At 67.2% G+C, this 12,496-nt stretch carries 15 protein-coding genes; 8 read left to right on the forward strand and 7 right to left on the reverse strand.

Annotation, left to right across the window (positions count from 1 at the left end):
• Positions 1 to 215 precede the first annotated feature (215 nt).
• The 3 genes from IP78_RS09330 to IP78_RS09340 all read left to right on the forward strand — a co-directional run bounded on the left by IP78_RS09330 (position 216) and on the right by IP78_RS09340 (position 2,945).
• Entirely contained in the window at positions 216 to 1,397 is a 1,182-nt protein-coding gene (locus IP78_RS09330) for an acetyl-CoA C-acyltransferase (RefSeq protein ID WP_054111415.1), read from the forward strand.
• The gene (locus tag IP78_RS09335; RefSeq protein WP_054111416.1) at positions 1,394 to 2,368 is read left to right on the forward strand and encodes an alpha/beta hydrolase; all 975 of its coding nucleotides are present in this window, start codon (positions 1,394 to 1,396) and stop codon (positions 2,366 to 2,368) included. Before IP78_RS09330 ends, IP78_RS09335 begins: the two co-directional genes overlap by 4 nt.
• A gap of 172 nt (positions 2,369 to 2,540) precedes the next feature.
• On the forward strand, positions 2,541 to 2,945 hold the full coding sequence (locus IP78_RS09340) for a YkgJ family cysteine cluster protein (RefSeq protein ID WP_054111417.1): 405 nt from the start codon (positions 2,541 to 2,543) through the stop codon (positions 2,943 to 2,945).
• Here IP78_RS09340 and IP78_RS09345 read toward each other — a convergent pair.
• Positions 2,942 to 3,397, reverse strand: coding sequence for a hypothetical protein (locus IP78_RS09345; RefSeq protein WP_156320350.1), 456 nt, complete (start codon positions 3,395 to 3,397; stop codon positions 2,942 to 2,944). The two genes, IP78_RS09340 and IP78_RS09345, sit on opposite strands and share 4 nt — an antisense overlap.
• Between IP78_RS09345 and IP78_RS09350 the strand changes: the two genes are divergently transcribed.
• Positions 3,390 to 3,836 (forward strand): hypothetical protein, encoded by a 447-nt coding sequence (locus tag IP78_RS09350; RefSeq protein ID WP_054111419.1) that lies wholly within the window; start codon positions 3,390 to 3,392, stop codon positions 3,834 to 3,836. The genes IP78_RS09345 and IP78_RS09350 overlap by 8 nt on opposite strands.
• A 210-nt stretch (positions 3,837 to 4,046) precedes the next feature.
• On the opposite strand, the gene cydB is transcribed toward IP78_RS09350, so the two are convergent.
• The 4 genes from cydB to thiE all read right to left on the reverse strand — a co-directional run bounded on the left by cydB (position 4,047) and on the right by thiE (position 9,061).
• Entirely contained in the window at positions 4,047 to 5,084 is a 1,038-nt protein-coding gene (gene cydB / locus IP78_RS09355) for a cytochrome d ubiquinol oxidase subunit II (protein ID WP_054111420.1), read from the reverse strand.
• Complete coding sequence (locus IP78_RS09360; RefSeq protein ID WP_054111421.1) at positions 5,081 to 6,547, reverse strand: cytochrome ubiquinol oxidase subunit I; 1,467 nt, start codon at positions 6,545 to 6,547, stop codon at positions 5,081 to 5,083. The genes cydB and IP78_RS09360 overlap by 4 nt, the downstream gene beginning before the upstream one ends.
• A 121-nt stretch (positions 6,548 to 6,668) precedes the next feature.
• A complete protein-coding gene (locus IP78_RS09365; RefSeq protein ID WP_054111422.1) occupies positions 6,669 to 8,354 on the reverse strand; it encodes a HAMP domain-containing sensor histidine kinase in 1,686 nt (561 codons plus the stop codon).
• A gap of 68 nt (positions 8,355 to 8,422) precedes the next feature.
• On the reverse strand, positions 8,423 to 9,061 hold the full coding sequence (gene thiE / locus IP78_RS09370) for a thiamine phosphate synthase (protein ID WP_054111423.1): 639 nt from the start codon (positions 9,059 to 9,061) through the stop codon (positions 8,423 to 8,425).
• Between the two features lie 117 nt (positions 9,062 to 9,178).
• On the opposite strand from thiE, the gene IP78_RS09375 reads away from it, so the two are divergent.
• Positions 9,179 to 9,364, forward strand: coding sequence for a bacterioferritin-associated ferredoxin (locus IP78_RS09375; RefSeq protein WP_054111424.1), 186 nt, complete (start codon positions 9,179 to 9,181; stop codon positions 9,362 to 9,364).
• A 133-nt stretch (positions 9,365 to 9,497) separates the two neighbouring features.
• Positions 9,498 to 9,998 carry a bacterioferritin gene (gene bfr, locus IP78_RS09380; RefSeq protein WP_054111425.1) on the forward strand — a complete coding sequence of 167 codons (501 nt, stop codon included), beginning with the start codon at positions 9,498 to 9,500 and terminating at the stop codon, positions 9,996 to 9,998.
• A 2-nt stretch (positions 9,999 to 10,000) separates the two neighbouring features.
• Here the strand turns inward: bfr and IP78_RS09385 are convergent, their stop codons facing one another.
• Complete coding sequence (locus IP78_RS09385; protein WP_054111426.1) at positions 10,001 to 10,723, reverse strand: ABC transporter permease; 723 nt, start codon at positions 10,721 to 10,723, stop codon at positions 10,001 to 10,003.
• Positions 10,723 to 11,658 (reverse strand): ABC transporter ATP-binding protein, encoded by a 936-nt coding sequence (locus tag IP78_RS09390; protein ID WP_054111427.1) that lies wholly within the window; start codon positions 11,656 to 11,658, stop codon positions 10,723 to 10,725. Before IP78_RS09390 ends, IP78_RS09385 begins: the two co-directional genes overlap by 1 nt.
• Before the next feature lie 86 nt (positions 11,659 to 11,744).
• Here IP78_RS09390 and IP78_RS09395 point away from each other — a divergent pair, with 86 nt between their 5' ends.
• Complete coding sequence (locus IP78_RS09395) at positions 11,745 to 12,239, forward strand: DUF2975 domain-containing protein (RefSeq protein ID WP_054111428.1); 495 nt, start codon at positions 11,745 to 11,747, stop codon at positions 12,237 to 12,239.
• A complete protein-coding gene (locus IP78_RS09400; RefSeq protein ID WP_054111429.1) occupies positions 12,239 to 12,481 on the forward strand; it encodes a helix-turn-helix transcriptional regulator in 243 nt (80 codons plus the stop codon). Before IP78_RS09395 ends, IP78_RS09400 begins: the two co-directional genes overlap by 1 nt.
• The last annotated feature ends 15 nt before the right edge of the window (positions 12,482 to 12,496 follow it).

Consider the following 12,496-nt stretch of genomic DNA (forward strand, 5'->3'; position numbering starts at 1 on the left):
GCTCCGCCCGCCCCTCCCACCCGTTCACAGCGGAAGAGCGATGAGGCGTGCCCGCGCCTCACCGGCCCTCCGCCCCCAGGGCGGAGACAGGCACCCCGGACCTGATCCAGGGCGCCAGAGGCGGGCCCGTGACCGCACATACAGGCCCACACCCACCCCTCGCATTCCGCCGTCGTCCTCGCTACATCCGCACCGAATAGCCCGCGAGAGTTTCCATGTCCGATCCCGTCGTCATCGTCTCCTTCGCCCGCACGCCGATGGGCGGCTTTCAGGGGGCCCTGTCCGGCGTCAAGGCGACGGAGCTCGGGGCCACGGCGGTCAAGGCGGCGGTCGAGCGCGCGGGCGTTTCCGCCGACAAGGTCGAGCAGATCGTCATGGGTTGCGTCCTGCCCGCCGGTCTCGGCCAGGCCCCGGCGCGCCAGGCCGCAATCGGCGCCGGTCTCGGCCAGCACGTCGAGGCGACCACCGTCAACAAGATGTGCGGCTCGGGCCTGCAGGCCGTGATGATGGCGGCGGACAGCCTCGCCGCCGGATCGGCTGACATCATCGTCGCCGGCGGCATGGAGTCTATGACGGGCGCCCCCTACCTGATGACCAAGCATCGCGGCGGTGCCCGCATCGGCCACGACGTCATCGTCGACAGCATGTATCTGGACGGCCTGGAGGACGCCTACACGCCCGGCAAGCTGATGGGTGCCTTCGCCGAGGACGCGGCGGGCCAGTACCAGTTCACCCGCGAGGGACAGGACGCCTACGCCATCGAGAGCCTGACCCGCGCGCGGAACGCCATCGCATCCGGCGCCTTCAAGGCCGAGATCGTCCCGGTCGAGGTCACCGACCGCAAGGGCACGACGGTGGTCAGCGAGGACGAACAACCCGGCAAGGCCAACCCCGACAAGATCCCGACCCTGAAGCCCGCCTTCGCCAGGGACGGCACCATTACCGCCGCCAACGCCAGCTCCATCTCCGACGGCGCCGCCGCCCTGGTCCTGACGCGCGAGAGCGTGGCCAGGGCGCTGAACCTGCCCATCGTCGCCCGCGTCGTCTCCCACGCCGCCCATGCCCATGAGCCGGGCCTGTTCACCACCGCGCCCGTGCCCGCGATGCAGAAGGCGCTGAAGAAAGCCGGCTGGTCGGTCGAGGATGTCGACCTGTGGGAGGTCAACGAGGCCTTCGCCGTCGTCGCCATGATCGCCATGCAGGAGCTCGGCATCGACCACGCCAAACTCAACGTCAACGGCGGCGCGACGGCTCTGGGCCACCCCATCGGCGCGTCCGGCGCCCGGGTCCTGACGACGCTTCTGGCGGCGCTTCAGGCGCGCGGCGGCAAGAAGGGCGTGGCATCCCTGTGCATCGGCGGCGGCGAGGCCGTGGCCCTTGCGGTCGAGATGGCGTGACGCTCGACCGGCGCAGCCTGATCGGGATCGGCGCGCTCGCCGCCGCCTCGCCGACCCTCGCGCGCCAGTCCCCGCCCCTCGCCCCGCCCGACCCGACCGAGACCCTCCGGCTGTGGCCCGGCGGTGCCCCCGGCGGCGAAGGTGTGACGGTCACGCCGGTCGTGCCCGAACGCTCGACCGATCCGTCGTTCCACGACCGCTATGCCCAGTACACCACCGACCCGATCCTGACGGTCGTTCGGCCCGACCGACCGAACGGCGCTGCGCTGCTGCTGATCCCGGGCGGAGGCTATCGCTGGGCCGTAGTGGACAAGGAGGGGCTGGATGTCGCCCGCGTCTTCGCCGCCGCGGGCGTCACCTGTTTCGTCCTTCGCTATCGCCTTCCCGCCGATGGCTGGGCGGCCGGACCCAACGCCCCGCTTCAGGACGCCCAGCGCGCGCTGCGCCTGATCCGCCATCGCGCTCCGGAGTTCGGCATCGACCCCGGGCGCATCGCCAGCCTGGGCGCGTCGGCGGGCGGACACCTCGCGGGCCTGCTCGCGGCGCGGCCGGACGCGACCTACGCCCCGGTGGACGACGCCGACGCGGTGTCGTTCCGCCCCGACTTCAACATCCTGCTCTACCCTGTCGTGACGATGGCGGACCCGCACACCCATTCTGGATCAAGGGAGCACCTGCTGGGCCCCTCCCCGTCATCCGAGACGATCGCGCGATGGTCGCTGGAGCGGCTGGACTGGAGAGGCGTGGCCCCGACCGTCCTGATCCACGCGATGGACGACACCGGGGTTCCACCGGAAAACAGCCTGATGCTGCTGAACGCCCTTCGCGCCGCCGAGGTCACCACGGAAGCGCATCTGTTTCAGGAAGGCGGGCACGGCTTCGGCATCCGCCTGATCGCCGGAAAGCCCGCCGCTGTCTGGCCCGAGCTCGTCCTGGCCTTCGGTCGCCGCAACGGCTGGATCAGCGCGTGACGGGCGGGTCGGCCTCTTCGGTGCAGGGTTCACTGCGGTCGGGCCGGATGAGCCGGGCCAGGGCAGTGGCTCCGAGGGTCAGAACGATCACGGCGGCGCTCCATTTTGCGATTCGTTCGCATTATCACGTCATCCGATCGGAGTACGCAACCGACGCCGGGGTCACCTTTCGATGAAGTCCTGCGGCGACTGCGGCCTGTGCTGCAAGCTCATGGGCGTCACGGCGCTGGACAAGCCCGCCGGCCGCTGGTGCCGACATTTCGGCAAGACGACGGGCTGCGCCATCTACGCCGACCGCCCCGAGGATTGCCGCGTCTTCAACTGCCTCTGGCTCCTGACCGACGCGCTCGACGACCGCTGGAAGCCCACCGCCTCCGGCTTCGTTCTACACTCCGAGCAGAACGGCCACCGCCTGATCGTCGAATGCGACGCCGCACGCCCCCATGACTGGCGCCGCGAGCCCTATGAAGGGCAACTCCGCCGCTGGGCCGCCGCCGAGGGGCAGGAGGTGCTGGTTTTCGTCGGCAAACGCGGCCTTCGGCTGGGCGCGACCGACACACCGGTACGCCGCGCCTAGCGCGGGTCGATGCTCTGGGCGATGCGCTCGGCCAGACTACGGTCCTCGCCCTCCACGCTGGATATCCAGGTATGGATTTCCTGGGGTGTCGCCGTTCGCACGAACAGATGCTCAACGGCGACGCGCCGCCCCTCCTCACTGGCCACGATCGAGGTTCTCCCGCCAACCTCCATCATCTCGCCAGAGTAGATCGGAAACTGTGACGCGGGTCCGGCATAAATGGTCACCAGCGACCGCTCGCCGCGGCGCACGGTCCAGATGGTGAAGTTCGGACCTGGTCGACCGGTCGTCATCGTCACGCCGTTCGGTAGATCCAGAGCAAAGGGCAGCGCGGCAATGGCGGCGGGCGTGAGGACGGTGACTGGCGGAGGCGCAGGCTCGGCCGGTTCGGCCGCAGGCCCCAGCACCGCTTCACCGGAGGTCTCTGGGACGACTGCAGCAGGCGTGGTCACCCCGCCCGTGGAGGGCGCGGGCGTGGGTCCAGTTGCTGGGGGACGGGTCGTCAGCGGCCCCGTCGGCGCTGTGACGGGGCTCGTTGGCGGTGTTGCAACCGTCGACGCGCGGGGCGGCGTCGCGGTCGTCACGGGGAGCGTGGTCGAGCGGACAGCGGGCGACGAGGTGGGCGGGCTGTTCGTTGCCGGTGCGGTAGGGCGCGCTCCGCCCGTCGGCGGCGTCGCCGTTGCGGAGGGTCGCGCGATCACTGGTCCGTTGGCCGAACTGGACCCGGCGGCGGACGGCGTCACGGGCCCCGCAGGGGGCGCGGTGGTCGCAGGTACCGTTCCGGCTGTCGAGGTACGCGCGGGCGGCGTCGTGGTCACCGGACGGTCAGCCGCCGGTGGAGCCCCGTTCAGCATGCGGGTAAGATCGCTCGCTGTGCTCTGCTGGGGCTGAGACGCGGTCTGGAGCGCGGCGAGGGCGGAGAGGAGCAGGACGCTGGACATGGCCACGACCATGTCGCCTCAGCCCATGAACGGCAAGCTCCGCAGCGTATAGGCAACGCCGCCGACGACAACGATACCGGCGACGCACAGGCCGAGGAACCACACGAGCCTCTTCCAGAGCGGGCCGGTGTCCTCGTCCGGCTCCGGCGGGGGGACGGGTCTAATGATGATAGCCAGCCTCCTCATCGATCTTGCCCCGGAACACCCAGTACACCCAGGCGGTGTAGGCCAGGATCATCGGCAGGATCACCGCCGTTCCGACCAACATCAGGCCCAGCGCATTGTCCGGCGCGGCCGCCTGCCGGAAATCCAGGGAATAGGGCACGACATAGGGCGCGAAACCGACCGCAAGGCCCAGATAGCCCGACAGAAACACCAGCATCGCCCCTACGAACGGCCAACCGTGCGACCCCTGGCGCGACATGACCCAGACGATGCCAAGCCCGGCCAGCCCAAGGAGCGGAATGGGCAGGAGCGGCAACAGCGTCGCCAGCTCCAGCGAAAAGCCGTCACCCAGATCGAACCCCCAACGCGCCGCGACACGCGGATGCACCAGCAACGTCGCCACGCTGACAGCCGCGAGCAGAACCGCCGTGGCGAGAGCGCTCCAGGCGGTCCAGCGCTTGGCGTCGCCGTGCAGATTGTCCTTGGTCTTCAGCATCAGCCAGGCCCCGCCGAGCAAGGCGTAGCCGGCGAGCAGCCCGGCCGAAACCAGCAGGGTGTAAGGCGTGAACCAGTCGAACTGCCCTCCAGCGAACCGGTCGTCGCGAACCGTCACCCCCTGGATGAAACCGCCCAGCACGAAACCCTGCGCCACCGTCGTCAAGATCGAACCGCCGGCGAACATCTGGGTCCAGAACCGGCGACCCCGGTCGTTGGCGCGAAACCGGAACTCGAACGCCACGCCCCGCAGGATCAGTCCCGCGAGCATCAGCAAAATCGGCAGGTAGAAGGCGGGCATGACCACGGAGTAGGCGAGCGGAAAGGCCGCCAGCAGGCCCCCTCCCCCCAGCACCAGCCAGGTCTCGTTGCCGTCCCAGACGGGGGCGACCGTGTTCATCATCACGTCGCGCTCCTCCTTGGAGGACGCGAAGGGAAACAGGATGCCGATGCCGAGGTCGAAGCCGTCGAGCAGCACATAGAGCAGCACGGCGACGGCGATCAGACCGGCCCAGATCAGCGGGAGATCGAGGTTCATGACGTGGCTCCCCTCAGGCCGTCGGGCCCGTCCGGCGTGTCGTCGTCATCACCGGGCGTGGTGTCCTCCGGAGCCTTGGCCAACGGCGTGCCGGGCGGCCGTTGCGAGCGAGGCTCATGCTCCACCCGGGCAGCGATCGGCCCCTCCTTCATCAGGCGCAGGATGAAGATCGCGCCGGCGGTGAAGACGATGGAATAGACGATGATGTAGACCAGCAGCGAGGTCGCGACCTGGCTGGTAATCACCGGCGAAACGGCGTCGCGGGTCTTGAGGACGCCATAGACCACCCAGGGCTGACGCCCGACCTCGGTCACCATCCAGCCCGCCAGCACGGCGATGAAGCCAGACGGGCCCATGGCGACGCAGAAGCGCAGGAACCACGGGCTGTCGAACACCTTGCGCCGCCACAGCAGCCAGCCGCCCCAGGCACCCAGACCGATCATCAACAATCCCAGCCCGACCATGATCCGGAAGCCGAAGAAGGGAATGAAGGGCGGCGGCTGATCTTCCTTCGGCCAGGCGTCCAGACCCTGGATGACCTCATCGCGCGGCAGGTTCTGGACCATGTTGCCCAGGCCGGGGATGGAGATCTGGAAATGGTTCTTCTGCGCCTCGCGGTCGGGGATGCCGAACAGGTGCAGCGGCTGGTCGGCACGGGTCTCCCAATAACCCTCCAGCGCGGCGGTCTTGGACGGCTGGTACTTGTGCGTCACCTCGCCCGACCAGTGACCGACGACGAGCTGCAGCGGGGCCAGGACGGCGATCAGGCCGATGGCCATGACCAGAGAGATCCGGCTCTCGTTCCAGCCATCTGCCTTGCGGCCCTTGGCCCGGTCCCTCAGCACATGGAACGCTGACACGGCTCCGACCACCAGACCCGTCGTCAGAAAGGCCGCGACCAGCATGTGCGCGAGCCGCGACGGAAAGCTGGGATTGAAGATGACCTGCATCCAGTCGACGGCGACAAAGGTGCCATCCGCGAGGACCTGATGGCCCTGCGGCGTCTGCATCCAACTATTGGCCGAAAGGATCCAGAAGGCCGAGATCATCGTCCCGATGGCGACGAGGCAAGTCGACAGGAAGTGCAACCGGGGACCGACCTTCTTCCACCCGAACAGCATCACGCCAAGGAACGACGCCTCGAGGAAGAAGGCTGTCAGCACCTCATAGGCCATCAACGGCCCGATGACCCCGCCAGTCAGCCGGATGAACTCCGACCAGTTGGTTCCAAACTGGTAGCTGAGTACCACGCCCGAGACGACACCCATGCCAAAGCTCAGCGCGAAGATCTTCACCCAGAAAAGGTAGAGGGTCTTGAACGCTTCCCGCTTGGTCCAGAGCCACAGGCCCTCCAGCACAGCCAGATAGGAGGCCAGCCCGATGGTGAAAGCCGGAAACAGGATGTGGAACGCCACTGTGAAGGCGAACTGAAGCCGCGAAAGCAATAGCGCGTCGAAGTCCACGGGCTTTGTCCCAATGACCCTAGATTCAATAGGGTTTTGCGCCTTCGGGGACAGAAAGTCGACCGCGCAAGCCGACGCGCGACCACACGCCGCAAGAATTCATCATTAGATGATTATCTGGTCAGGCCGCCGGTAGTTCGATCCAGAAGGTCGCGCCCTCCCCCGGGGCTGACGTCACGCCGATCGAGCCGCCCTGCAACTCGACCAGACGCTTGGCCAGGGCCAGACCGATGCCGTGACCTTCGACCGCCGAGCGCTCCAACCCGAGGCGGTTGAACGGTTCGAACAATTGGGCCTGTTTCTCGAGCGACAGGCCCGGTCCCTTGTCGACGACCTCGATGCGGACGCCGTCGTAGATCCGGCTGGCCCGCAACGTCAGCGTCCCACCGCTCGCGGCGTACTTCACCGCATTGGTGGCCAGGTTGTCGATGACCTGGGCGAGACGCTGCGAATCCGCCAACGCCACCAGACCATCACCCTCAGCCACCACGGTCATCTTCAGCCGCGCCGCTTCCGGACGCAGGGCCGTGGCCCGGCAGACGTCGTCCAGCAGGCCCGGCACATCGGTGGGGCGCAGCTCGACCTTGACTGCCCCGGACTCTGCGCGGGCGACGTCCAGCAGATCATGTGAAAGGGCCTCCACCTGGCGCGCGGTCTTGACCAGCATCTGGGCCATCTCCTTCTGGGTCTCGGTGACGGGACCCAGCTGACCCGACGACCACAGGTCACCGATGCCGATGACGCCACCGATCGGGCTCTTGATCTCATGGGCGACATTGGCCAGCAGTCGTGACTTGGCCGCTGAGGCCCGTTCGGCCCGCAGCTGTCCGGCCTTGGCGCGTTCGGACAGCCGATCACGCTCTTCCAACAGGGAGGCGACCAGGACGATCGGCACATAGCCGAACAACAGCGTCAGTTGCATCAGCATGGCACGCTCGGCCAGATCGCCTTCGACCAAGCGCCAGGGCCCTGCTCCGGTCATCAGGGCTGCGATGGCGCAGATCGACATCACAACCAGCCCCGCCGTAACCCCGATCACGCGCAGCCGCGCGGCGATCAGGATCAGAACCGGGATCATGGCGAAGCCCACTGGCCGCGTCACGACGAAGTAGACCACGATACAGACCGCCAGCAACAGGCCGAACAGGAAGACCGTCTCGGCGATTCGCCACGGCGACAGCAGGACCCGCAGAGGCTGCTTCTCCAGTGCGAGCACGAAGGGCGCAACGACGGCCAGGCCAAGGGCATGACCAAACCACCACGTCTGAAAGGAAATAAGGAAATCCGCGCCGTTGATGAGCATCAGACCCACCGCCGCGAACAATCCGGCCCCGATCGGGGCGATGAAGGCGACAGCCAGAATGAAGCGACAGGCCCCTTCAACGCTGGCCAGATTGAGCGTCGGGGCGAACCGGCGAGCCAGCAGAACCCCGGCCACGATCTCGATCATGTTCGCGGCCGTGAACATGGCCGCAAGCTCCGGACGGTTGCCAGCGAGGAACTGGCCCGAGAGAACACCCACGGCGATCAGGCCGCCGAAACACAGGTCGTAGCTCCATCCCCGCCCACTGCGGAGCCAGACGGCCACGGCGAGCGCGTTCGCGGCCCACAGAGCGGCAACGAGGCCAGCCGTCCGCGCGGTCGAGATCGCCAGTACAGTCAGCAGCAAGACGCCCGCGACCGTCGCAAGCGGAACCAGGGGATCGCTGAACAGGGTCGCGGCCGTCGTAATCCTTTGCGACCGCGCGACACCGGCCCCGACGACGGGGTCGAGGTCCGCTGTAGTCAGGACACGGCTGTGGGGCATCCGGGGGACACTCGGGGGAGAAGCGCGACCGTCGTGATTAAGCACGCGCTTCCTAACATCGTCTGAAGCTAAGGACCCGGCGTGAGGATTCTGGTGAATTCCCTGACCGCGGCGGCAGGTCCCTCCGGATGGCCCCAGACACCCCCACTGACCGCCAGAAAGTCTGCCCCGGCTTCGACCAGCATGGCGGCGTTGTCGACCGTGATTCCGCCGATGGCGACGCAGGGCACCTCCATCACTTCCTGCCAGATGGTCAGAATGTCCGGATCGGGCCGGTGGACGGTCTCCTTCGTCGATGTCGGGAAGAAGGCTCCGAAGGCGACATAGTCTGCGCCGGCCTCGGCGGCCTCCATGGCTAGATGGCGGCTGTCGTGGCACGTCACGCCGATTATCGCGCTCTTGCCCATGACCCGACGCGCCGAGGCGACCGAGCAGTCCGACTGGCCGACATGCACCCCGTCACACCCCAGCGCTGCCGCAAGATCGGGACGGTCGTTCAGGATGATGGCCACGCCTCTGGCTTGAGCGACCGGAGCCAGTCGCTGCACGGCGGTCGTGATCTCTGCATCGTCCGCTGGCTTGATCCGGATCTGCAGCGCCGCCACAGGCCCTGCATCCAGCGCATGCTCCAGCGCGCCTGCGAACGCCTCAAGGTCGACAATCAACGGCGGCGTGATGAGGTAGAGTTGGCAGTCCGGAGCGCGCATGCGCCGCTGGTGCGACGGCACAGGCCCGCCGTCAACCGGGCGAATGAGAATGCGTTGCAATCCATTCCGATCATGCTATGGAGAACCAGTCGCAACTGAGTTGTCCGAGCCGCCCGCGTGTACGTCTGCAACTGCAACGGCCTTCGCCAACGGGATGTCGCCCTCGCCATCGAGGCGGGTGCCCGGCGTCCCCGCGACGTGTTCGACCGAAATGGCTGCGCGGCCCAATGCGCCAAGTGCGTCTGCGAGATGCGGCAGATGATTGACGACAGCCGCCAGGCCTTCGCCCTCGCCGCCGAGTAGTTGGCGACAAAAATCATTCGCAATATCAATGTGGTGATAAGGCCTCGCAACAGCCCACGGCCGCATCTGCCTGTGTTATGACGCGTTCTCGGGCGCTCCCTGCCCCGATTGATTCACTCAGGAGCCGACACCCATGAAGGGCGATCCCGCGATCCTCCGCACCCTTAACGCGGTGCTGACCAACGAGCTGACGGCGGTCAACCAGTACTTCCTGCATGCCCGCATGTTCGAGAGCTGGGGCCTGAAGCACCTGGGCCAGATCGTCTATGACGAATCGATCGGCGAGATGAAGCACGCCGACAAGCTGATCAAGCGCATCCTGTTCCTGGACGGCCTGCCCAACATGCAGGACCTGCACAAGCTCAAGATCGGCGAGAGCTGCATCGAATGCCTGGGGGCCGATCTTCAGCTCGAGATCGACGGTCGCGCGGCCCAGCTGGCGGCGATCGCCCAGTGCGAGGCTTCGTCGGACTTCGTCAGCCGCCAGATCCTGATGGAAATCCTGTCGGACACCGAGGAACACATCGACTTCCTTGAGGCCCAGTTCAAGCTGATCGAACAGCTGGGCGAGCAGAACTATCTGCAGTCCGCCATGACCGAGATCGCGACGGATAACAGCGCCACCGGCGGCTGAGGTCAGGGCACCTCGCGGCGGCTGAGGTGAATGACTGCGGCGACCAGGGCGATGGCCCCGACACCGCCCCCGAGCGCCAGCGCTGTGTCATGCCGCCAGCCCTCGCCCATCACATTGACCGCCATCTGCCAGGGGAAGAAGACGCCCTGCTTGGCGCTGGTGGCCGCGACCGCGAAGAAGGTGCCGCCGATGCCCAGAGCGAGCGCCGGCACGAAGCTGGAAAACCGCATCGCCGCCCAGAACTGGATCGCCACCATCAGCAAGGCCGCGGTGAGGACCTTGCCGAGCAGCAGGGCCGTGGCGGCGAAGTCCGGCTCGCCGGTCGGACGGATGGCCGGCTTCAGCGTGGCCGCCAGCTCGACTGCCCCGTAGGTGATCGCCAGGTTCAGCACGCTCATGAGGATCACGAGGCCGAGGACGCAGGTCATCTTGGCCGCATAGATCCGCCATCGCGGCACCGGCAGGCTGCGCAAGTGATCCCAGGATCGCGGGGCGTGCTCCATCTGGGCGACGAGAGCCGTCAGAGCCGTCACGCTCATGGGCAGCATGAAGAAGGCCCACAAACCGACCGACGTCCTCAACCACTGGACCCACGGGCCGGGTTCGTCGAAGCGACCAACGTTGAAGAAGGCGAAGATGCCGATCAGGCATGGTGCGGCGACGGCCAGCAGCAGGGCCAGAGACCGGTTCAGCTTGCGGATTTCCACCCACAGCACGGATAGCATCAGACGATCTCCTCGGAACCGACCTTCGGGGCCGCGCTGACCGCGCGGTAGATGCCTTCCAGCGAGCGGGCGCGAGGCACGAGGGCGAAGACCGCAACGCCGGCTCCCACGAGGTCGCGATTGACGGCGGCCGTGACGGCCTCGTGATCCTGTCCCGGCCGCAGGCGAAGCGTCATGTCGTCCGACTGATCCTCGACGGTCAGGTCGTGCGCGGCGAGCACGGCGCGGGCCCGGGTGGTGTCATCGACCCGAAGGCCGATCTCCGGGGCCAGGTCGGCCTTCAGCCGCGCCAGTTCACCCTCAAGCACAAGCCGCCCCTCGCTCAGAATACCCACATGGGTGGCGGTCTGTTCGATCTCGCCGAGCAGATGGCTGGACAGCAGCACGGTCGCCCCGGTCCGCTCGGGCAGGGTCTTCAGGAACCGCCGCATGTCGGCGATGCCATCGGGGTCGAGGCCGTTGGTCGGCTCGTCGAGGATCAACACAGGCGGCGCGCCCAGCATGGCGCGGGCCAGCCCAAGTCTCTGGCGCATGCCCAGAGAGTAGCCGCCGACACGCCGGGCTGCGTCGGCGGTCATGTCGACGACCTCCAGCACCCGATCCACCTCGGCGCGCGGCAATCGCAGCAAGGAGCGGGTCAGGTCGAGATTCTCACGCCCCGTCAGGTTGGCGTAGAGCCCATGCGCCTCGAGCAGAGCGCCGGTCCGCCGCGCCGCCGCGATGCGGTCTCGCGCGACGTTGAGCCCCGCGATGCGGGCGACGCCCGCCGTGGGCTTGAGCAGCCCCAGCAGCATCTTCAGAGTCGTGGTCTTGCCCGCGCCGTTACGACCGAGGAAGCCGTAAACCGCGCCCTCCGGGACCGTCATCGTCACAGCGTCCACGGCCGTGCGTCTGCCGAACCGACGCGTCAGTCCCTCTGTATCGATCGCCGCCATGCCTAGCTCCAACTTTAAGTCAGAGATAAAGTTGCGAAGAACTGATCTTTAAGTCAAGATTAAAGAAAAGTCAGACAGAGGACGCCATGCCGACCCACGACGCCGCCGCCTTTCGCCGCCTGTGCGCCCAGTACCGATGGCTAGCGATCTTCATGGTCGTCAGCGTGGGCGGACTTCTGGCGCTGATGCACATCGGCTTTCCGCTGGCGCTCTGGCTTCGCGACGGGGTGGTCCGGGAAGGTGGGATCGGCGCGGCCGTCTTCGCCCTGCCGACGGTGTGCTATCTCTATGGCGTGTGGGCCATCGGCCAGGGTCTGGGCGAAGTGGCGCGCGGACGCCTGATCCAGGCGACCCTGGCGGGCACGCTGAGGAAAGTTGGCCTGGCGCTTGGGGCCGGCGGCGTGCTCAGCGTCTTTGGCGTCACCAACATATTGCGGCTGATCGGCGAGAGCCGGGGCGGCTATCTCTACTTCGACGTCGCGGGCATGACGCTGGGCATGATCGGTGGCGCGCTCTACCTGCTGGGCCGTGTGATCGACCATGCTGGCCGCGTTCAGGCCGAGCTGGACGAGATGATCTGATGCCCGTCCGCGTGACCCTCGACGCCATGATCGTGAAGAAGGGGATCAAAGCGCGCGACCTCGCGGCAGAGGTCGGCCTGAGCGAGACCCAGCTGTCGCTGTTTCGCTCCGGCAAGGTGAAGGGCATCCGCTTCTCGACGCTGGCAAGGCTCTGCGCAGCTCTGGGCTGCCGACCGGGTGACCTTCTCGACTATGCCTATGACGCCGCCGATCTGACGGTGCCGAAGGACGAGAGCCTCTGATCGGAACCGTCGCGC

Origin of the sequence: Brevundimonas sp. AAP58 (assembly GCF_001295975.1) — a bacterium.
GTDB lineage: Bacteria > Pseudomonadota > Alphaproteobacteria > Caulobacterales > Caulobacteraceae > Brevundimonas.